The organism is Microbulbifer salipaludis, assembly GCF_017303155.1.
In the GTDB taxonomy this organism is placed as follows: domain Bacteria; phylum Pseudomonadota; class Gammaproteobacteria; order Pseudomonadales; family Cellvibrionaceae; genus Microbulbifer; species Microbulbifer salipaludis.
Map to the genome: position 1 here is coordinate 397,274 of NZ_JAEKJR010000002.1, position 20,631 is coordinate 417,904.

Annotated in this window: 15 protein-coding genes; 7 read left to right on the forward strand and 8 right to left on the reverse strand. The window is 59.8% G+C overall.

Annotation, left to right across the window (positions count from 1 at the left end):
* From rfbC to rfbB, 3 genes are read left to right on the forward strand one after another with little or no spacing between them, the layout of a single operon-like run.
* Window positions 1-549, forward strand: a complete 549-nt coding sequence (rfbC, locus tag JF535_RS07335; protein WP_207000779.1) for a dTDP-4-dehydrorhamnose 3,5-epimerase — start codon at window positions 1-3, stop codon at window positions 547-549.
* A 13-nt stretch (window positions 550-562) separates the two neighbouring features.
* Window positions 563-1,432: a dTDP-4-dehydrorhamnose reductase gene (rfbD, locus tag JF535_RS07340; RefSeq protein WP_207000782.1), complete on the forward strand. Its 870-nt coding sequence runs from the start codon at window positions 563-565 to the stop codon at window positions 1,430-1,432.
* Window positions 1,433-2,512, forward strand: coding sequence for a dTDP-glucose 4,6-dehydratase (gene rfbB, locus JF535_RS07345; RefSeq protein ID WP_207000784.1), 1,080 nt, complete (start codon window positions 1,433-1,435; stop codon window positions 2,510-2,512).
* Between the two features lie 62 nt (window positions 2,513-2,574).
* Here the strand turns inward: rfbB and JF535_RS07350 are convergent, their stop codons facing one another.
* Window positions 2,575-4,047 (reverse strand): PKD domain-containing protein, encoded by a 1,473-nt coding sequence (locus tag JF535_RS07350; RefSeq protein WP_207000786.1) that lies wholly within the window; start codon window positions 4,045-4,047, stop codon window positions 2,575-2,577.
* Window positions 4,048-4,655: 608 nt separating this feature from the next.
* Here JF535_RS07350 and JF535_RS07355 point away from each other — a divergent pair.
* Window positions 4,656-6,440, forward strand: coding sequence for a DEAD/DEAH box helicase (locus JF535_RS07355; RefSeq protein WP_207000788.1), 1,785 nt, complete (start codon window positions 4,656-4,658; stop codon window positions 6,438-6,440).
* Window positions 6,441-6,520: 80 nt separating this feature from the next.
* Here the strand turns inward: JF535_RS07355 and JF535_RS07360 are convergent, their stop codons facing one another.
* Window positions 6,521-7,069: a cytochrome b gene (locus JF535_RS07360; protein ID WP_207000789.1), complete on the reverse strand. Its 549-nt coding sequence runs from the start codon at window positions 7,067-7,069 to the stop codon at window positions 6,521-6,523.
* A gap of 35 nt (window positions 7,070-7,104) precedes the next feature.
* On the reverse strand, window positions 7,105-8,040 hold the full coding sequence (locus JF535_RS07365) for a LysR family transcriptional regulator (protein ID WP_207000791.1): 936 nt from the start codon (window positions 8,038-8,040) through the stop codon (window positions 7,105-7,107).
* A 131-nt stretch (window positions 8,041-8,171) separates the two neighbouring features.
* Here JF535_RS07365 and metE point away from each other — a divergent pair, with 131 nt between their 5' ends.
* Window positions 8,172-10,421 carry a 5-methyltetrahydropteroyltriglutamate--homocysteine S-methyltransferase gene (gene metE, locus JF535_RS07370; protein ID WP_207000793.1) on the forward strand — a complete coding sequence of 750 codons (2,250 nt, stop codon included), beginning with the start codon at window positions 8,172-8,174 and terminating at the stop codon, window positions 10,419-10,421.
* A gap of 61 nt (window positions 10,422-10,482) precedes the next feature.
* On the opposite strand, the gene nagA is transcribed toward metE, so the two are convergent.
* Genes nagA through agaR form a run of 5 tightly spaced genes read right to left on the reverse strand, consistent with a single transcriptional unit; the run spans window position 10,483 to window position 15,923 of the window.
* Entirely contained in the window at window positions 10,483-11,718 is a 1,236-nt protein-coding gene (gene nagA, locus JF535_RS07375) for an N-acetylglucosamine-6-phosphate deacetylase (RefSeq protein WP_207000795.1), read from the reverse strand.
* Between the two features lie 29 nt (window positions 11,719-11,747).
* Window positions 11,748-12,665, reverse strand: a complete 918-nt coding sequence (locus JF535_RS07380; protein ID WP_207000797.1) for an ROK family protein — start codon at window positions 12,663-12,665, stop codon at window positions 11,748-11,750.
* A 5-nt stretch (window positions 12,666-12,670) separates the two neighbouring features.
* A complete protein-coding gene (locus JF535_RS07385; RefSeq protein ID WP_207000799.1) occupies window positions 12,671-13,801 on the reverse strand; it encodes an SIS domain-containing protein in 1,131 nt (376 codons plus the stop codon).
* A 16-nt stretch (window positions 13,802-13,817) separates the two neighbouring features.
* Complete coding sequence (locus JF535_RS07390; protein ID WP_207000801.1) at window positions 13,818-15,092, reverse strand: D-tagatose-bisphosphate aldolase, class II, non-catalytic subunit; 1,275 nt, start codon at window positions 15,090-15,092, stop codon at window positions 13,818-13,820.
* Between the two features lie 60 nt (window positions 15,093-15,152).
* The gene (gene agaR, locus JF535_RS07395; protein ID WP_207000803.1) at window positions 15,153-15,923 is read right to left on the reverse strand and encodes a transcriptional repressor AgaR; all 771 of its coding nucleotides are present in this window, start codon (window positions 15,921-15,923) and stop codon (window positions 15,153-15,155) included.
* Between the two features lie 261 nt (window positions 15,924-16,184).
* On the opposite strand from agaR, the gene JF535_RS07400 reads away from it, so the two are divergent.
* Together JF535_RS07400 and JF535_RS07405 are read left to right on the forward strand one after the other, a co-directional pair.
* Window positions 16,185-17,558: a Gfo/Idh/MocA family protein gene (locus tag JF535_RS07400; protein ID WP_207000805.1), complete on the forward strand. Its 1,374-nt coding sequence runs from the start codon at window positions 16,185-16,187 to the stop codon at window positions 17,556-17,558.
* Between the two features lie 174 nt (window positions 17,559-17,732).
* Window positions 17,733-20,564 (forward strand): TonB-dependent receptor, encoded by a 2,832-nt coding sequence (locus tag JF535_RS07405; protein WP_207000806.1) that lies wholly within the window; start codon window positions 17,733-17,735, stop codon window positions 20,562-20,564.
* Window positions 20,565-20,631 lie beyond the last annotated feature (67 nt).

Here is a 20,631-nt window from a genome sequence, read left to right on the forward strand (position 1 = left end):
ATGAAAGTACTGGAAACCAAAATCCCCGATGTAAAAATAATCGAGCCAAAGGTCTTCGGCGACGAGCGTGGGTTCTTCCTGGAAACCTTCCGCCAGGACTTCTTCCATCGTGAATGTGCCGAGCGTACCTTTGTGCAGGACAACCACAGCAAATCCAGCCAGGGTATCCTGCGGGGTTTGCACTATCAGACCGAGCACACCCAGGGCAAGCTGGTCCGCGTTACGTCCGGAGAAGTGTTCGATGTGGCCGTAGACCTGCGCAAACGCTCTCCCACCTTCGGCCAGTGGGTCGGTGTGCTGCTGAACGAAGACAACAAACGCCAGCTCTGGATCCCGGAAGGCTTCGCCCACGGTTTTTACGTGACCAGCGAATTCGCCGAGTTCGTCTACAAGTGCACCGATTATTACGCGCCCCAATACGAACACTCATTGCGCTGGGACGACCCGGAAATTGGGATCGAGTGGCCCCTGGTCAATGGTGAGGCCCCCAAGCTTTCCGCCAAGGATGCCGAAGGTAAACTCCTGAAAGACGCTGCCGTCTTTGGTTGATGGGGTCTAAATAATGAAAATTCTCATCACCGGTAAAAACGGTCAGCTCGGTAAGCAGTTGCAGCAGCGAGCTCCTAGTGATACCACGGTCGTTGCCCATGGCCGCGACACGCTGGATATCGCCAATAAAGAGCAGGTCTTTGCCGTTCTCACGCGGGAGCAGCCGCAGGTTGTTATCAACGCCGCGGCCTACACGGCCGTGGATAAAGCGGAGTCCGATAGCGAACAGGCACACCTGATTAACGCGCGCGGCCCGGAAAACCTGGCTCTGGCCTGCCGCGAGCTGGGCATTCGCCTGATCCACGTTTCCACCGACTTCGTGTTCGACGGCGAGCAGTCCCGACCATACCGGGCACAAGATATAAGAAGCCCGCTGGGTGTATACGGCGCAAGCAAGGCTCGCGGCGAAGAGGCGGTCGAAGCCATACTGCCCGAAGCCATCATCGTGCGTACCGCCTGGGTCTACAATCGCGAGGGTGGCAACTTTGTCACCACCATGCTGCGCTTGATGCGGGAGCGCGACCAGCTGGGTGTGGTGGCCGACCAAATCGGCACACCGACTTGGGCTGGCACCCTGGCGGAGAACATTTACGGGCTGGTAGCAAACCAAGAAGCTCGTGGTATTTATCACTGTACCGACGCCGGCGTCGCCAGCTGGTACGACTTCGCCGTAGCTATTTACGAAGAAGGCATGAGTGCAGGCCTGTTGCCGAAAGGGCGGCAGGTCAATATCGCCCCCATTGCCACCACCGACTACCCAACCCCGGCCGCGCGCCCGTCCTACAGTGTTCTGGACAAGTCCCGGTTGGCAGAAGATACCGGCCAGGCACTACAGCACTGGCGCCAGGTATTAAGGTCTGTCCTCAATTCAGCGGAACTGTAAATGAGCAATCTACTCGTCACTGGCGGTGCCGGTTTTATCGGTGCCAACTTCGTCCACTACTGGATGAAAACTTACCCGCAAGACAAGGTCGTCGTGCTGGACGCACTCACCTACGCCGGCAATAAAGCCAGCCTCGATCCGGTGGCGGAAAACCCCAACTTCGTATTCTGCCGCGGCAATATCTGCGATACCGAGCTGGTAGAAACCCTGCTAAAGGAGCACCACATCGACACCTTGGTGCACTTCGCCGCAGAGAGCCACGTAGACCGCTCCATCACCGGCCCGGATGCGTTTATTGAGACCAACATCATCGGCACCCACAGCCTGCTCAAGGCCGCAAAGAAAGTCTGGCTGGACGAGGGGCTGAACACGGAAGGTCACCGCTTCCACCACGTTTCTACCGACGAAGTGTATGGCACGCTGGAACCCAACGATCCCGCCTTCAGCGAGACCACCCCCTACGCGCCTAATAGCCCGTATTCCGCGAGCAAGGCCGCGTCCGACCATCTGGTGCGTGCCTACCACCATACTTACGGCTTGAAGGTCACCACCAGCAACTGCTCCAACAACTACGGCCCCTACCACTTCCCGGAGAAACTGATCCCGCTGGTCATTACCAACATCCTGCACGATAAACCGTTGCCCATTTACGGGGATGGGCAGCAGATCCGAGACTGGCTGTACGTGGAAGACCACGCGCGCGGTATTGACCTAGTGATCAAGAAAGGCCGCCTGGGGGAGTGCTACAACATCGGTGGTATTAATGAGTGGACGAATTTGGATATCGTGGAGCGAATCTGCGACATGATGAATCAGAGGTTTTCCACTGACCCAGCCTTGGCAGCTCGTTTTCCCCGCGCTGGAAAAGCGATCGATGGGCGTTCTGACGAACTGATCACTTTTGTGACAGATCGTTTGGGGCACGACCGCCGCTATTCCATAGATCCGTCCAAGTCCAGGGAGGAGCTTGGGTACCGCCCTGCGGAATCATTCGCGAGTGGTTTAGAAAAAACAGTACTGTGGTATTTGAACAACGAAAGTTGGTGGTTGCCACTGGCAGGTGCTCGCCGAGCTGATTAACTGAAGTTGTAAACAAAAAAAGCGCAGCCGAGGCTGCGCTTTTAGACTGTGCCTGGCGAGTGTTATTCGTCAGCAAAAGTTCGCAGGGCGCCAATGGCCTCAGCGACAGGCTCGGAATAGTCGTCGTCAGTCTTGTTGCTCAGGCGGTCCATCAGGAAATCGACAGCCGTTTCCTTGTCAATGGTCTGGCTAAGCAGTGCGTATGCAGCGGTCTGCATACCAAATTCCGGGTCTTCTGCGGTGAGCGTATAGGTCTCATCGCGGATGCCCAGGCCAAACTCTTTGTAGATCAGGTTGGTATAGATCGCATTGGAAGGATTGGTCGCCAGCTGGCCAGGCAGCTCTTCCTCGTACCACGCTGAAAACGCCGCGAAGTAAGTGTCTGCACCTTCAAGGCCATTTTTGTCTGCCAGATAGGCACCCATCAGCTGGTTATAGCTGTCGTAGCCCCAAAGGCTCGGGTAGCTGGCATAGTTATCGCGCGGAGGGTTGGTGCCCGTGTGGCCGTATTTTGCCTGCACCTGCGACCACATTGCTTCGGCTACCTCGAGGAATTTTTCCTTGCCGGTCACTTCGTGCGCGTACAGGAATACGCCCAAGTCAGCACTGGCAAAGTTGCTGTTGCTGGTTGGGTCAGCGCTGGTGCGCTGATACATATCTTCAAACGCCAGTTCCGCAATCTCTTCATAGCCTGCACGGTGCAGGAAGTGCGCGATGGGCGCGGTGATGTTCTTTGCGGCACCTGAATCGGTACGCTTCCATTTGAAGAGGCCATTGCCCATTGCGGAGTCATTGACGAGGAAGCCGCCCACATAGACGTTTGCAAAGTCGGAGGTGGCAACGAAATCGGTCAGAGCCTTGATTTGCGCGTGGATGTCACCGATGACTTTTGCTTCAGCGGTGGCCTGGCTGCTCGCATCAAAGTCGTCTGTTGCAGTGACCTCGAAGGTCAGGGTCTTGTTGAACTTGGTTGCCGGGGCAACAAAAGTTGCTTCGTTCGCTTCTGTTGCGAGTGTTACATCGAAGCCTTCTTCTGCGTCCACCTGTTTCCAGCTATAGGTCAGCTCTTCGCTGTAGTCGTCAGCACCGGTGGCGATCAGGGTAACGGTCTGCTGGGTTGCTGCCGGCTCGACTGCGGCGATGGATACGGTTGGAGCGGCGTTAGGAAGAACCTCAACAGTAACCGCGGCAGTATCGGATTCGCCGTCTTCGTCCTGAACGGTAACATTAAAGGTAAGGGTCGATGCTTCGCTCAATCCTGGGGCAACAAACTCGAGAGTTTCGCTTTCGCTGCCGTTCAATTCAACCGTCGCACCGCCGGTCTGAGCCCAGAGGATAGAGGTCACGTTGTCTTCAGCGTCAGTAACTACGGCGCTGATGGAGACCACGCTCCCGGGCGTGGCCGCTTCAGTCGGCGCCACCTCAACAACCGGTGCAGTGTTGGGGATTTCAATAGTTTGGCGACTTTTTGAGTCGTTGTCGCAGCCAGCAATGACGGCCGCCGAAGCAACGATGGCCAGTGTTTTCTTGATCATGAGATTCCCCCTCAAAATTTATCTTGTTTGTAATATTCTTCCAGTGAGATTTGGGTCTCTTTGGTTTTGTGACGTCCGTCTCACTTGGCGCACTATTAAACGTTAGTTGACGGGGTTGAGCAACCTGTTTTACTTCTCCCTTCAAGCAGGTTAAAAAATGTTCTTTTGAGGCAGTTGCGTGGGAAACATGGATTACACATTCGCGGATAACCTTGCGACCATTGCATCAGCTTGTGCTTGTATCGGTGTTGTTTTTCAATCGTGGTTATGAAGAGGATCGCAGTGACGGTCGATTTGCAGATATCCATTATTCTGCGCTGCTCAAAAAATAAACTGGCAGTTCTCCGCCAAACTGGTAGACTGCGCAGCCTCTTGTCCTGGCCCGTACCTGGCGTTAAGCCCGAGTAAGGTGCCAACAGGGACAATTGTCAAAATGGGTAACAGACCTCCTCGCCACAGGCCCCTGTCTCTGAGTTGAATGAGCTTGAAATAGCCGGTGCTATTAATGGGCTTCTTCGCCTTGCCCAGCAATCCTCAGTCGTGCGCTATGGTTATCCCATTGGGATGAGCGCCGACTCGGCTCCTATGTACATTCAAGTGAACTCTATATGACCGATCATTCTGCACCTGCTGGTTTTGACCAGCTGGGCCTGCCGACACAAATTCTCGAAGCTGTTTCCAAACTGGGTTACGAAACCCCATCCCCTATTCAGGCACAGACTATCCCGTCACTGCTGCAGGGCCGCGATGTGCTGGGCCAGGCCCAGACCGGTACCGGTAAAACGGCCGCCTTTGCGCTGCCGCTGCTGGCGAGCCTTGACCTGAAAAGCAAGCGCCCGCAGGCACTGGTATTGGCACCCACCCGCGAACTCGCCATCCAGGTGGCCGAGGCGTGCCAGTCTTACGCGTCCAACCTGAAAGGTTTCCACGTTGCGCCTATTTACGGTGGCGCCGACTACCGCGGCCAGATCCAGCAACTGAAGCGCGGTGTGCAGCTGGTTGTGGGCACCCCCGGCCGCGTGATGGACCACATGCGTAAAGGCACCCTGGACCTGTCCGGTCTGAAAATGCTGGTGCTGGATGAAGCCGACGAAATGCTGCGCATGGGCTTTATCGACGACGTGAAGTGGGTGCTGGAGCAGATCCCTGATCAGCGTCAGATCGCGCTGTTCTCGGCCACCATGCCCAGAGAGGTTGCGACCATTGCCCGTGAGCATCTGCGCAACCCGGTGGAAGTGAAGATCAAGGTCAAGACCGAGACCGCCGATACCATCCGCCAGCGCTACTGGCCGGTGGGTGGTCTGCACAAGATGGATGCGTTGACCCGGATTCTCGAAGCCGAGCCGGTGGATGGCACCATCATCTTTGTGCGTACCAAGAACGCCACTGTTGAGATTGCCGACAAGCTCGCCGCCCGCGGTTTCGCCAGCTCTGCCCTGAATGGCGATATGGCACAGAACCTGCGCGAGCAGGTGATCGACAAGCTGAAGAAAGGCAAGCTGGATATCGTGGTCGCCACCGATGTGGCAGCCCGTGGCCTGGACGTGAAACGTATCAGCCACGTGATCAACTACGACATTCCCTACGACACCGAAGCCTATATCCACCGCATCGGCCGTACCGGCCGCGCCGGCCGCGAAGGGGATGCCATCCTGTTCGTCGCGCCGCGCGAACGCCGCATGCTGCGCGTGATCGAAAAGGCCACCAAAAAGCCGATCGAACGTCTGGAGCTGCCCACCGCCAAGGCGGTAAACGCCTCGCGCATGGAAAAATTCCGCCAGCGCATTACCGATACACTGGAAGGCGGCTCTGACCTGGCACCTTTCCGTGATTTGGTGGAACAGTACCTGTCAGCAAACGACGTGGACCCGCTGAACGTGGCTGCGGCACTCGCTGCCATGTCGCAGGGCGACCAGCCATTGCTGCTGGACGAGCGTGAGCCGAAGCAGCGCGATTTCAACGACCGCAGCGATCGCCGTGACCGTGATTTTGGCGACAGGGATGACCGCAAACGCAGCAAGCGGGAGCGCAAGCCCTTCGACAAGGAAAAGCACGTTGGTCCGCCCGATGAAGGCAAAGAGCGCTTCCGCATCGAAGTCGGCCGTGATCACGGCGTACGCCCGGGCAGTGTGGTGGGTGCTATCGCCAACGAAGTGGATCTCGACAGCAGCTACATCGGCCGCATCGAAATCTACCCGGACTACACCACCGTGGACCTGCCGGAAGGCATGCCCAAGGAAATCTTCAACCACCTGAAAAAGGTGCGCGTAAACGGTCGGCCGATGAATATCGCCAAGTTTACCGAGCAGGCGGGCAGCAGTGCGGGCGACAAGCCGCCGTTCGCAGCCAAGAAGCGCAAGCCGGCCGGCAAACCGAAAAAACCGCGCGATTGATAGGCATTTTTGTCGGGATGAAACGGCATAAACAAAAAGGGCACCCAACGGGTGCCCTTTTTGTTTTTATTGACTGAAAATTATTGGGTTTTGCCAAACGGCAGCATCTGCCGCAGGGTGTTGTCCTTGCTGACCAGGTGATGCCACAGGGCGCCGCCGATATGCAGTACCAGCAGAATGAGCAGGGCGTTCCACAAAAATTCCTTGTGGATGAACGCGAATTGTTTAGCCAGTTCGATATTTTTGCTGAAGAGGGCGGGCAGGTCGAACAGCCAGAACAGGGTGGTGTCGCGGCCGGCAAACTGGCGCATGAGCAGGCCACTGAGGGGCATGCCAATCATGATGATGTACATCAGGCTCTGAATCAGCAGGGATACGGGCTTCTGCATGCTGCTGCCGTACAGTGTCGGGCGGCCGTGGGTGGCGCGCCAGTAGAGGCGGAAGAGACCCAGGAACAGTACGGCAAAGCCTACGGAAAAGTGCCCTACCATCCACCAGCCCCGCATCGGGTCACCTTTCTCGTAGAGTTCATGCAGTTCTACGGAGGCCCAGGCAAACAGAATAAAGAATGCGATGAGCCAGTGCAGTGTCTTGAGTGCCTTGCTCCAGCTATTGGGTGTGGAGGCCATACTTATCCCCTTTTGTAATGACTGTTATGTGTTATTCAGACGGTTGTTGTTGTGGTCGCAGTGCGCACGCCATTCAAGTTGGCGAAGCAGGTGTCCCGCGCCGTGCTGAGGAAATCCTGCAAAAATGCCTGGTCCCGCATCTCGTCGCGCACCGCAGCGTAGAGTGTACTCCACAGGCCGGATTTTCCTAACCGCAATTGGCTGACCAGCCCCTTTTGTAAATATTCGTAAAGCGCCCAGTTGGGCAGTGCGCATACTCCGCGTCCACTGACCACCAGTTGCACCATCATCACCGTAAGCTCGGCAGTGCGCACCGATGCGGGTTCGATGCCCGCGGGGTCGAGAAAATGCTGAAAAATATCCAGCCGCTCCCGCTCCACCGGATAAGTAATCTGCACTTCGTTTTCCAGGTCCTGCGGCGTGACCCATTTGCTCGCCGCCAGCGGGTGCTTGCGGCTGACCGCCAGGCACATCTCAAAGCTGAACAGGGGCGCGTAGTGGATGCCCTTGAGGGACGGGTCCGGGTTGCTGGTTACCACCAGGTCCAGGTCGCCACGGACCAGCGCGGGCAGGGGCGCGAAATGAAAGCCGCTGGACAGGTCCAGCTCCACTTCCGGCCAGTCGTCCCGATAGGCGTCGAGGGTCGGCATCAGCCACTGATAACAGCTGTGGCATTCGATGGCGATATTTAGCCGTCCCGCCTGCCCGGAGGCCAGCCGTGCCAGGTCCCGCTGGGCCACGGCCACCCGCGGCAGTACGTCGTCGGCCAGTTGCAGTAGCCGCAGGCCGGCGCTGGTAAAGCGCAGCGGGCGGGATTTACGGATAAACAGCGCCTGTTGGTGGCGGTCTTCCATTTCCCGGAACAGGTGGGAGAGGGCGGACTGGGTCAGGTGCAGGCGCTCGGCGGCGCGCACCATGCTGCCGGTTTCCCGCAGGGTGGTCAGGGCGCGCAAGTGGCGTAGCTCAATCATCTTTAGTGAATTTCATGTTGCGGGCAAAAAATATGAAATTGATTGAACATGGTATGGCCTGCAGAATCAACCCCCTGATTTAGGTACCCCCGGCGATTGGCTCGGGGCGGTTTGTTATTGGGGGAAGGGACATGGCACAGACACATATTCTTGGGTATCCGCGTATCGGCGCGCAGCGCGAACTGAAGCGGGCGCAGGAGGCCTACTGGAAGGGCGAGATCGACCAGAAGGCCCTGCGGGCGGTGGGCGCACAGGTGCGCAGCCAGAACTGGCGGGCTCAGCAGCAAGCCGGCCTCGCGTACACCACGGTCGGCGACTTTGCCTGGTACGACCAGGTGCTCAATCACTCGCTGATGTTTGGTGTGGTGCCCGAACGCTTTGCCGTCGATGCGGCGGACAACAAGCTCGATCAGTATTTTCGTATGGCGCGCGGCCGTGCGCCTTCCGGTGCACCGGTGGCCGCCAGTGCCATGACCAAATGGTTTGATACCAACTACCACTATCTGGTGCCGGAGTTTTCTGCTGACCAGGAATTTGCCCTCGACAGTGAATGGCTGCTGGAAGAAGTGCGGGAAGCCCAGAGCCTGGGGCACAACGTCAAGCCGGTGGTGATCGGCCCGCTCACTTACCTGTGGCTGGGGCGGGGTGTGGAAAACCCGCTGGATCTGCTGCCGAAACTACTGCCGCAGTATCTCGCGCTGCTGGCGCAGCTGGCCGATGCAGCAGCGCAGTGGGTACAGATTGATGAGCCCATTCTGGGGCTGGATCTGCCCGCCCAATGGCGCGATGCGTTTGCGCCCACCTACGCCGCACTGGCGAACGCCAGCGGTAGCAAACTGCTGCTCGCAAGCTACTTTTCTCCGTTGCGGGAAAATTTCGACCTCGCGTTTGCCCTGCCGGTAGACGGTGTGCACATCGATGCGGTGCGCGCGCCCGAAGAGCTGGCCAGTACGGTGGGCGCCCTCGGTCGCCAGCAGGTACTTTCAGTGGGGGTGATCAACGGACGCAATGTGTGGCGCACGGATCTGGCGCACTGGCAACGGGCGCTGGCGCCGCTGGCAGAGCAGTTGGGGGAGCGCCTGTGGCTATCCGCCAGTTGCTCCCTGTTGCACAGCCCGGTAGACCTGACCACGGAAAGCGGCCTCGCCGAATCCGACAGGCAGCGCCTGGCTTACGCCCGCCAGAAACTCGATGAACTGAACGCGCTGCAGCAGGCCCTGCTGCCAGGTGCCGCACAGCTCGCGGACACCGCCAAAACCGAGAGCCGCAGTGAGGCCGAGGTGCGCGCAGAGCTCGCCAACACCTGGCGCGCGCAACCGTTTTCCGAGCGGGTGGCGGTGCAGCGCGCGCGCTGGGAACTGCCGCTGTTGCCCACCACCACCATTGGCTCGTTTCCGCAGACCGATGTGCTGCGTCAGGTGCGCAAGCAGTTCCGCAACGGTGAGATTTCCACGCAGGATTATCACGATCACCTGCGTGCGGAAATTGCCGAGGCCATTCGCCGTCAGGAAATTCTCGGCCTCGATGTACTGGTGCACGGGGAAGCCGAGCGCAACGACATGGTGGAGTATTTTGGCGAACAGCTGGACGGCTTCATCCACACCGGCAATGGCTGGGTGCAGAGCTACGGTTCGCGCTGTGTGAAGCCACCGATTATTGCCGGGGACATTTCCCGCCCGCAACCGATGACCGTGCAGTGGAGTGCATACGCCCAGAGCCAGAGCAAGAAGCCGGTAAAAGGCATGCTCACCGGGCCGGTGACCATTCTCAACTGGTCCTTCCCGCGCGAGGATATTCCCCGCGCCGTGAGCTGCCTGCAGATCGCCCGGGCGCTGCGCGAAGAAGTGCGGGACCTGGAGGCGGCGGGTATCGGCATTATCCAGATCGATGAGCCGGCACTGCGCGAGGGCGTACCGCTGCGGGCGTCTGGCCACGACGATTATTTTGCCTGGGCGGTGGGCTGTTTCCGTTATACCTGTAGTGAAGTGAAGGCAGAAACCCAGATTCACACCCACATGTGCTACTCCAATTTCAACAGCATCATGGATGCAATTGTGGCACTGGATGCGGATGTGATTACCATCGAATCCGCCCGTTCCGATCTGCGCCTGTTGCAGGTGTTTGCTGGTGAGCAGGGCGGCTATCCGAATGAGATCGGACCGGGTATTTACGATATCCACTCGCCCAATGTGCCGGAGCGCGCAGAACTGGTGGCGCGCCTGCAGCAATTGCTGGAAGTGATTCCCGCGGAAAAACTCTGGGTAAACCCGGATTGTGGATTGAAAACCCGCAACTGGGCGGAGGTGGGCTCCGCGCTGCTGAACATGGTGGAGGCAACCCGGACCGTGCGCGCCGGATTAACGCTGGCGGAGTCCGCGTAAGAGGATCAGCGCAGTTTTCTGACGGATTGGCCGGCCGCTATGGCCGGCTTTTTTTGGCGGTTTAGAACAGCTCTGCCAGGAATGGCGCAAGCGTATCGCAACAGAATACCGGCTTGCCCGCGACAAACGTCGCTTCTACTTCACCATTGGCATTCAGCAGTGCGAGATCGGCATTCTTGCCGGGAGCGATGGAGCCGGTATAGTCGTCGATGCCGAGGAATTTTGCCGGCGACAGGCTCGCCATATGCAGTGCCTCGCGCCATTCGATACCTGCGAGCTTGTGCAGGTTGGCGGCGGCGCGTTCCAGTGTCAGGGTGCTGCCGGCCAGCGAGCCGCTGTCGGTGCGCGCCACACCCGCTTCCAGATTGATGTCCATTTTGCCCAGTTGATAACGGCCGTCAGCAAGACCGCCGGCATTGATGCAGTCGCTGATCAGGGTGACGCGCGCCGGGTCTTTTAATTTACAGATCATCTGCAGAATTGCCGGGTGCAGGTGTACCCCATCGGCGATCACTTCCACGTTGGCATCCTGCACCAGCACCGCACCGGTACAGCCGGGCTCGCGGTGGTGGATGCCGCGCATGCCGTTGAACACGTGTACGCCGCCACAGGCACCGGCATCCAGGGCCGCGCAGGTCTGCGCGTAGGTGGCGTTGGTGTGCCCCAGCATGACCTTGACGCCGCGCTGTTGCAGATACGGAATGATCTCCATGGCACCGTCCACTTCCGGCGCCAGCGCCACGACTTTCAGTTGTTGGTGGGAGGCCTCGAGCAGGGCATCCATGCGTTCGCGAGTGGGGGTGAGAAAGTAGTGATCGTTGTGCGCGCCCTTGTGCTCGCTGGCAAAAAACAATCCCTCGCTGTAACCGCCGAGCACCCGTGCGCCCGGTTGCGGCGCCAGTGCCGAGCGCCCCAGGTTGTCCATGGCGGCGAGGGTTTCTTCCCAGCTGCTGGTGACCGTGGTGGCGAGGAAACCGGTGACACCGTGCTGTGCCACGGAGCGCGAGATGGTTTGCAGCGCCTCCGGTGTCGCGTCCATCACATCGCAGCCTTCGCGGCCGTGAATGTGCAGGTCGATCAGGCCCGGTACCAGGGTGATTCCCGGCAGTTCAATGACCGGCACACCGCTGGTGGGCGCTGCGGTAATTTCACTGATGCGGCCGCCCTCGATGCCGAGGTAGTGGCCGCAGAGCGCCGCCGTTTCGGTAAAGATGGTCTGCGGCTTTAAGTACACCGGGTGAGTGTTTTTGGCATCGTTCATGGCGTCGTTCATGGCGTCGTTCATGGCATTGTTCATGCGAAAGGCCTTGGATGGTGTAGGGCGGGCTAGTGCGGGCTTTCCGCAAACTGCCGGGCGAGCAGTGCCGCGCCGCGGGCGCCGCTGGCATCGCCGAATGTGGGCGGCACAATGGGCGGGGCCGTGAAGCCGGCGAACAGGTGGCTTTCGATGGCCCGGGGCAAATCCCGGTACAGTTCTTCGATACGCGACAGGCCGCCGCCCAGCACAATAACGTCCGGGTCGTGGGCCATCATCAGGTTGGCAAAGGCAGCGCCGAGCAGGTCCAGGTGAATTTCCCGGGTGGCCAGCGCATGGGTATCGCCAGAGCGCCACCGTTCAACCAGCTCGGGTACCGTCACCGTTTGGCCACAGTACTGCCGGTGCAGGTTGGCGAGGCCGGGGCCGGCAATATACGGCTCCAGGCAGCCCACCAGGCCGCAGCCGCAATTGAGCAGCGGTAGCTGGTACTTCTGGCGCAGTGCGGCAGGCAGTGGGTGGTGTCCGTACTCACCGGCAATGCCCTGGCGGCTGCGGTAGAGTTCGCCGTTGATGACCAGGCCCCCGGCCGCGCCGGTGCCGAGTACGGCGCCGTACACTCTGGCGTAACCGTCGCCGGCACCACCGTGAGCTTCCGACAGGGCAAACAGTCGGCAATCGTTTGCGATGGCAATCGGCCGCTGCAGGCGCGCCTGCAAAACCTGCGCGACATTTTTTCCCGTGGCGCAGGGTACGTTGGCCGACAGCGTGCGTCCCTCGCGGTCGATCAGGCCGGGCATGCCGATGCCCACCAGCCCGCGCCCACCGTGGCGCTGATCCGCCTCTTCGATCAGCGTTACCAGTGTGTCGATAAACCCGTTGAAGTCCTCCACCGGGGTGGCGACCCGCGCGCTGTCCAGCTTGCGCAGCCGGTCATCGAAACATGTGATTTCGATTTTGGTGCCGCCAATGTCCAGTCCGTAAATCAACTGTATTACTCGCTTGCGCTGCCTGATTCCAGGGGATAAATGGTCACGCCCTGTACCACGCGATTCACTTCACCGGTGGGGCAGGGGTTGTCCGGGGTAATCCCCAGCGCCAGGGATTTGTAAAACGACAGCGCCTGCGCAACCACGATGTAGTACAGCGCGAGCCAGGCTTCTGCCAGTGCGCTGGTGTCTGCGAAATCGGCGGGGCACAGGATCCACGGTGTGGTGCCGTCTTTTTTGAGCTCCGCCAGCAGATCGTCGTCGTAGCGGCGGCAGTAGGCGTCGTTGCTTTGCAGCAGCACCACTAATGTCTTGTCGTCGAGCATGGACTTGGGGCCGTGACGAAAACCCAGTGGGCTTTCCGCATGGCAGTCCACCTTGCCGGCGGTGAGTTCCAGCATTTTCAGCGCGGCCTCGGTGGCGATACCTTTCAGTCCGCCGGCGCCGAGAAAGACCACCCGTTTGAAGTCCTGCTGGGCAATGCGCTGGATTTCCGGGAGCTGGTTCTCCAGCAGGTTGCGGGTCACTGCGGCCAGCGCCGGTAGCTGGGCGGCTTGCGGCGCAAACACTTCCAGAGTGGCGAGCAGCATGGAGGTGAAGCTGCTGGTCATGGCGAAACTCTGGTCCAGGGTTTCTTCTGGCATCAGCAGGGAATAGCTGTTGTCGCTACCGCTGGCGCGCTTGGCCAACTCCCCGTCAGGGTTGCAGGTAATGACCAGGTGGTAGCACTGCGCTACACACTGGTTGGCCAGGTCATAGGCGCCGACACTCTCCGGGCTGTTGCCGGAACGGGCGTAGGAAACCAGCAGGGTGGGCACCTGCCGCAGCAGGTATTCGTGTGGGTTGCTCACCAGGTCGGTGGTGCTGATGGCTTCCACGCGGCGCTCCATGGCGCGGGTGAGGTAGGGGGCGACCGTCTCGCCGGCGTAGGCGGACGTGCCCGCACCGGTGAGGATGATGCGCAGGGAGCTTTGTTGCAGCAGTGGCTGCAGCCATGCGTGCAGCTGCGTGCGCTGCGCCTCCACGAGGGCGGCGGTGCGCTGCCAGGAATCCGGCTGCTGGGCGATTTCGCGCGCGGTGTACTCGGCCTTGTTCTGGCGGAGTGTGTCGGCGTCGATATTCAGGGTGTTATACATCTTTATTGGTCCTGTACTACTGCTTCCAGCAGGCGTTGGCATAGGCGGCGGTGACCTGGCGGATACGCGCTTTGATCAGTGCGCGCGGTGCGTTTTCGAGCTGGCCCTCGCGGACCAGATGGTATTCCTGGGGGAAAAACTGGCTCAGCAGGGGCAGCGGTATTGGTGCGCCCGAGAGGTTGTCCAGCAGGGTGTTCACCGCAGCATTGACCGCGTTGTCCGGCCAGTAGTAGCGGATGCGGTCACTGTAACTATAGCGTCGGTAAAGTGGCTGCTGGTCTGGGGCCACCTCGTAGAAACTCTGCCAGTAACCCGGTTGCGCCTGCATGCGCGCTTCGCAGACCGCGCGCAGGTTGGACTTCTCCCCAATGCCCGGCAGCTCGTCTTCGATATAGCTGAGGGCGAACAGGGCTTCGCGCAGGGCAAAGGTCAGCTGCGGGCCCACCTTCAGGATGGCGAAGTGGTCGCGCACCAGTTGCTGGTAGGCGGCGTCGGTCTGGTAATCGGTGGAATGCGCTTCAAACGCGATACCGCCGGTTTCCTGGGCCAGGGCTTTCAGTTCGGTGGCCTTGTGCGGCTGGTAGTCGATGATGGCGGTGTGATCGAACTCCACACCGGGCTGCACTACCAGGCCCACAACCCGTGACCAGGCAGCATCGAGGCCGCGCTCGGCAAAGGCGCGCTGGTGCAGCTCGATGGTATTGCGCGCGTGCTCTGGCCGGGTCACTTCCAGCTCGGTAATGGCTTCCTTGGCGCCGCCGGGCGGCGGCACTTCGGTGCCAATCACGTACACCACCTGCCCGGATTTGCCGCAGCGTGCGGCGGCGTCTTCGGCGGCGCGGCACAGGTCGGCGGCGCGCTCGGCGATCACTGCGTCTGCCAGTGGCAGCGCATCGTCGGCGCAGGGCATGCTGCAGTCCAGGTGGATCTTGCTGAAGCCGGCGGTGACGTAAGCGTCGATCAGGTCGCGCGCCTTGGCCATGGCCTCCGCGGCGGGCTCGTTCTGCCAGCACACCGGCCCCAGGTGGTCTCCGCCGAGAATAATGCGGCTCGCATCCAGCCCGGTGCGCTCGGCCAGGGTTGCCACGTAGTCGAAAAAGTCTGCCGGTTGCATGCCGGTATAGCCGCCAAACTGGTTGACCTGGTTGGCGGTGGCCTCGATGAGCAGGGGCGTGTCGTCTGCCAGTGCCTGCTCCATGGCTGCCTCAAGCACCAGGCCGTGGGCGGAGCAGATGGCGTAAATCCCGCGCGCTTCCCCTCCCAGGTTGGCTCTTATCAATTCTTGCAGCATGGTAAATCCTTGTTGTCTGAGTGTTTGGCGTCCGCAGGGTGACCCCTGCCGGGGCGCGATTCAGTCGACGATCACGACCCTGACCCCAGCATCGGTCAACGCCTCATGGAATGCCTCGGGAATCCCGCGGTCAGTGATGAGGATGTCGATGTCGGAAAAGTCGCAGATCTTGTGCACCCCGGAGCGCTTGAACTTGGAGGAGTCGGTCACCGCAATCACCTGCCGGGCGACCTTGCACATCAGGCGGTTCAGGTTGGCCTCGTATTCGAAATGGGTGGTGATGCCGCCCTGGAAGTCGATGCCGTCCACGCCCAGGAATACCTTGTCGAAGTGGTAGCACTGCAGGGCGTCTTCCGCGGCGCGGCCATAAAAGGACAGCGACTTCTTGCGCAGGGAGCCACCGGTCATCAGAACTTCCACGCCCTCTGCATCCACCAGTTTCTGCGCCACGTTGAGGCCGTTGGTCATCACCACCAGGCGGCGGAAGTGTTGCAGCTCGCTGGCCATCTCCGCGGTGGTGGTGCCGGAATCCAGGATGATGGTGTCCTGCTCGCGGACTTCGCGGGCAGCGGTGGCGGCGATTCGGCGCTTGATATCCAGGTGCTCCGTGACCTTTTCGCGCACAGACAGCTCCGGGCTCACCCGGTTGCTGGCCACGGCGCCACCGCGGGTGCGCACCAGCAACCCCTTCTGGTGCAGATAGTTGAGGTCGCCGCGGATGGTCACGGTGGAAACGCCATATTTCTCGGCGAGCTCCGGCACCTGCACGCGGCCGGCATCAATCGTCGTCTGCACGATGTCGTGTCTACGCTCAATGGTATTGGCTGTCATGGGGCGTCCTTGATGAAATCAGACGTGCATTCTACGAAACTTTCACAAGCTTTCAAATTAAATTTATTTTTCGCGCACTTTCGTTTCTATTTTTGGTTTATAAATCAATAGCTTATGGGTATATTTTGGCGCAGGGCGCAGTTTTGCTGGCGCCAAAACGAAAGTTTTTGAAGTGTTTTTTTGTTGAAGCGCCAGTTTCGCTTGGTTATTGTCAGCTCCACACAGAGATCACCGTTTAGCAGGTTTCGAGGTATAAGATCAATGAGCCAAATCGATCGTCGAAAGTTTCTGAAAGCCGGCCTGACTGCGGCCGCTGCCGCCACTGCCGCGGGCTGTGCCACCAATGCCGCCACCGGTAACAACCTGCTGGCACCCAAGGGCCAGAAGTCGGTCATGGGGCTGGTTGTACCGCCGATGGACACCGTACGTGTGGGCTTTATTGGTGTTGGTGAGCGCGGTGTGGGTGCGGTAAAGCACTTCTGCAACATCGACGGCGTCGAAATCAAGGCGATCTGTGACACCGATCCGCTGGTGCTGGAGCGCGCGGTCAACCTGGTCACCAGCAAGGGGCTGCCCAAGCCCGCCGCCTACGGCAAGAACGAGCACTCTTACCGCGACCTGCTGGACCACAACGATATCGACATCGTGATTATCTCCACCCCCTGGCGCTGGCACGCGCCCATGTCGGTGGAAACCATGCTCAGCGGCAAGCACGCCATGGTGGAAGTGCCGGCGGCGGTGACCGTGGAAGAGTGCTGGCAGCTGGTGGACACCGCGGAGAAGACCCAGAAGAACTGCATGATGCTCGAAAACGTGTGCTACGGCCGCGACGAGCTGATGGCATTGAACATGGTGCGCATGGGACTGTTTGGCGACCTGCTGCACGGCGAGGCCTCCTATATTCACGAGCTGCGCTGGCAGATGAAGGAAGTGCACCGCAAGACCGGCTCCTGGCGCACCCAGTGGCACGCCATGCGCGATGCCAACCTGTACCCCACCCACGGCCTGGGCCCGGTTGCCCAGTACATGAACATCAACCGCGGCGACCGCTTCGACTATCTCACCTCCATGAGCAGCCCGGCCCTCGGCCGCGCCGCTTACGCCGAGCGCGAATTCCCGGCGGATCACCTGCGCAACCAGGTGGACTACATTGCCGGTGACATCAACACCAGCCTGATCAAGACCGTGAAGGGCCGCACCATCATGGTCCAGCACGACACCACCACACCGCGCCCTTATACCCGTCACAACCACATTCAGGGCACCAACGGCGTCTTCGCCGGCTTCCCCAACCGCATCGCCCTGGAGAAAGGTGGTCGCAAGAGCTACCACGAGTGGGACTACGACATGGACTACTGGTACGGCAAGTACGACCACCCGCTGTGGCGCCGCATGGGCGAAGAAGCCGAGCGCAACGGCGGTCACGGCGGTATGGACTTCCTGATGTTCTGGCGCATGGTCTACTGCCTGCGCAATGGCCAGCCTCTGGATCAGGACGTTTACGATGCGGCGGCCTGGTCTGTGGTCACCCCGCTGTCGGAAGCCTCTGTGAAAGACCGCGGCAACAGCAAGGACTTCCCGGACTTTACCCGCGGCGTGTGGAAAACCGCTGCTCCGCTGGGCATTGTAAGTTGATGTGCGGGCGGGCTTTCTGCCCGCCCTGATCATCCCGCCACGGAAGGCTTTCTCTCTCCATTTTGAAACGATTATTTGCCTGCAATAAGGCGAAGGGGCCGCTGTACGCCTGCTGTTTGTGCGCTGTGCCCAACCACCACCACGACTTATAAAAACGACATTGGGTAAACGATTATGCTCGACAACAAAAGAACGACACTCAGCCTGGTAATCGGGGCACTGGTCATGGCTTCCCAGGCTATGGCGCAGGATGTGGACACTCAGGAAGCGGAAGATGTTTTTGAAGGTTCCGCCAGTGAAACCGTGGAAGAGGTTCAAGTAACGGGTATTCGCAGCAGTATCAAGAACTCCCTGGATATCAAGCGCGATGCGGTGAATGTGGTGGATTCCATCGTCGCCGAGGACATCGGCAAGTTCCCGGACCAGAATATTGCCGAAGCCCTGCAGCGCATGAGCGGTATCACCATCACCCGCAACGGGGGCGAGGGGCAGAAGGTCACGGTGCGCGGCCTCGGCGGCGACTACAACGTGACCACCATCAACGGTCGCCGTATGGCGTCCGAGCACAGTAGCCGGGATTTCAACTACGACCTGATTGCAGCAGAGTTGTTGAAAGGGGTGGAAGTTTACAAGTCGCCGGTGGCACAGACCCAGGAAGGCGGCATCGGTTCGGTGATCAATATCCGCACCCGCCGCCCGATGGATTTCCCCGGGCTGGTCATGCAGGGGTCGCTCAAGGGGATTTACGAAGACCGCACCCAGGACATGAATCCGCAGGCGTCGTTTCTGGTGAGCAATACGTTTTTTGATGGCACCTTCGGTGCCCTGCTGACCGGGGTGTATTCCGAGCGCACCCTGCGCACCGATGGTTACTACGGCAGCGGCTTCTACAACGAAGGCGCCGAAGACTGGATGACCGTACGCGAAGACGTCGACGGCGATGGGGAGTTCGATCCGGACGTCGACAACGAGTACGGCACCACGCTGCCCGGATACGTGCAGTACCGCAACTGGCAGGATACCCGCGAGCGCACCGGTGTCAGCCTCGCGCTGCAGTGGCGTCCGCGCGACGACATCGAAGTGAACTTCGACTCCATCTACTCCGCCTACGATACCAATGGCGAGGAGTACCAGATTTCCTTCGTGACCTACGACGAGTGGTGGACACCGGGTGTGCCCAGTGTCGGCGACCTGGGGTTCGACGATAACGGCCTGGTCAATGCGGTGACACTGACCGATGGCGCCATGGTGGAGCTGCTGAATACCTCGGTACCGCGCAACACCGAAACCTATCAGGTGGGCACCAATGTGGCCTGGGATATCCGCGACGATTTCCGCGTGTCCCTGGATGTGTCGCATTCGGAATCGGAAATCCGCAACACCGGCGACAACCGCTATGTGGTCGCGCGCGGTTTCGTGGATGAGGTGCGCATCGATGGTTCCGGCAACAATCTGCTGCCGGACATCACCATGGATCCCGCGCTGTCGCACACCTCGCCGTTCGGTGCGCACTACAGCTATAACTCGGGCAATACCATCAGCGATGCGGTGTCCGAGATTCGCCTGGACGCGGACTGGGCGCCTATGGGCGACCTGATCAGCTCGGTCAAGTTCGGTGTGAATTACGGGGACCAGAGCAAGTCCCGGCTGACCTTCGCTTCCGAAAATGCGTCCATGTTCAGTAACGGCGGCGACTATTTTGAGCACTACCCGGATTTTGATCCGGACCTGTCGACGGTTGAAATTATCAATGGCCTGAAGTTTTTCCGTCTGCCCGCCGACGTATTGCGCCCGCCGCGCTTTGACGACTTCCTCGACGGCGAGCCGGGCAAGCACCCACTGCCGTGGGCGAGCTTCGACTACGACAAGCTGATGGCCTTCTACGAAAGCATCAGCCCGGAAGCGGCGGCCATGGTGCGCGCCACCTATCAGCCCACCCAGTCGTTTGATCTGGGGGAGTCCACCCTGGCCGCGTACCTGCAGGCAGACCTGGAAACCGAAGTACTGGACCGCCCGCTCACCGCCAACTTCGGTGTGCGTGTGATTGAAACCTCCGTGAACAGTGCCGGTTACTCATTGGACCCGGATGCGGTGCGCTTTGAGCAGGATGACGACCCAGACAACGTCACCGGTATCAAGGTGGTGGGCAAAATGGCGGATTACCAGTACCGGGTCGAGTTCCAGGACTCCTATCTGGATGCGCTGCCCAGCATGAACCTGAAGTGGGAATTGAACGACGAACTGGTGTATCGCCTCAGCGCCGGCCGCGTGATTACCCGCCCCAGCATCGACTCGCTGAAGGCCTACAGCTATATCGACCTGAATGAGTTTGAGTTGCACACCGCCAACCCGGGGCTGGAGCCCATGCGCGCCAACCAGCTGGATACGGCGCTGGAGTGGTACTTCTCCGATTACGGCGCGCTGACCGCCACCGTGTACTTCAAGGATATCGAGTCCTTCACCGAATACGGTCGCAACGGTGTGCGCGAAATTGATGGCTACGAGTTTGAGGTGTACAGCGCGCTCAACGGCGACGAGGGCGCCATGGTGCGCGGCCTTGAGCTGACGTACCAGCAGTCCCTGAGCGATCTGCTGCCCGCCCCGTTCGATGGCCTGGGCGTGCAGATGAACTATACCTATGTGGATAGTGAGTACGACAATGCCGAGCGCCGCCAAGAAGGCCTGCCCTTTGTCGGCATGCCCAAGAATTCGTACAACGCGGTGGTGTACTACGAGCAGGATCGTGCACAGGCGCGCCTGGCGTACAACTGGCGTGGCAAGGTTCTGACCAACCCGGACGCCTGGGGTGGCCCCAGCTGGGATGCGGAGTACGGGCAGCTGGATTTCAGCGCGGATTACGATCTGACCGATAGCTTCAATCTCAGCCTGAGTGTGAACAACATTACCAACGAGCGTAACTGGGGCTATGTCATGCGTCCGGAACAGGTGAACCACCTGACCCGCTATGGCCGCCTGTTCAACCTGGGGCTCAGCGCGAGCTTTTAAACTTCCTCCTTATCGCCCGGCTCCCCAGGGAGTCGGGATTTTTTTGCATTACCTGGGGGCAACGTGA

Excerpts from the sequence above, each read along its gene's own strand:
- JF535_RS07390 (WP_207000801.1), bottom strand. The coding sequence starts at position 15,092 with ATGCTGCAAGAATTGATAAGAGCCAACCTGGGAGGGGAAGCGCGCGGG.
- JF535_RS07360 (WP_207000789.1), bottom strand. The coding sequence starts at position 7,069 with ATGGCCTCCACACCCAATAGCTGGAGCAAGGCACTCAAGACACTGCAC.
- JF535_RS07365 (WP_207000791.1), bottom strand. The coding sequence starts at position 8,040 with ATGATTGAGCTACGCCACTTGCGCGCCCTGACCACCCTGCGGGAAACC.
- rfbC (WP_207000779.1), top strand. The coding sequence starts at position 1 with ATGAAAGTACTGGAAACCAAAATCCCCGATGTAAAAATAATCGAGCCA.
- JF535_RS07385 (WP_207000799.1), bottom strand. The coding sequence starts at position 13,801 with ATGTATAACACCCTGAATATCGACGCCGACACACTCCGCCAGAACAAG.
- metE (WP_207000793.1), top strand. The coding sequence starts at position 8,172 with ATGGCACAGACACATATTCTTGGGTATCCGCGTATCGGCGCGCAGCGC.
- agaR (WP_207000803.1), bottom strand. The coding sequence starts at position 15,923 with ATGACAGCCAATACCATTGAGCGTAGACACGACATCGTGCAGACGACG.
- JF535_RS07405 (WP_207000806.1), top strand. The coding sequence starts at position 17,733 with ATGCTCGACAACAAAAGAACGACACTCAGCCTGGTAATCGGGGCACTG.
- rfbB (WP_207000784.1), top strand. The coding sequence starts at position 1,433 with ATGAGCAATCTACTCGTCACTGGCGGTGCCGGTTTTATCGGTGCCAAC.
- JF535_RS07400 (WP_207000805.1), top strand. The coding sequence starts at position 16,185 with ATGAGCCAAATCGATCGTCGAAAGTTTCTGAAAGCCGGCCTGACTGCG.
- nagA (WP_207000795.1), bottom strand. The coding sequence starts at position 11,718 with ATGAACAATGCCATGAACGACGCCATGAACGACGCCATGAACGATGCC.
- rfbD (WP_207000782.1), top strand. The coding sequence starts at position 563 with ATGAAAATTCTCATCACCGGTAAAAACGGTCAGCTCGGTAAGCAGTTG.
- JF535_RS07355 (WP_207000788.1), top strand. The coding sequence starts at position 4,656 with ATGACCGATCATTCTGCACCTGCTGGTTTTGACCAGCTGGGCCTGCCG.
- JF535_RS07350 (WP_207000786.1), bottom strand. The coding sequence starts at position 4,047 with ATGATCAAGAAAACACTGGCCATCGTTGCTTCGGCGGCCGTCATTGCT.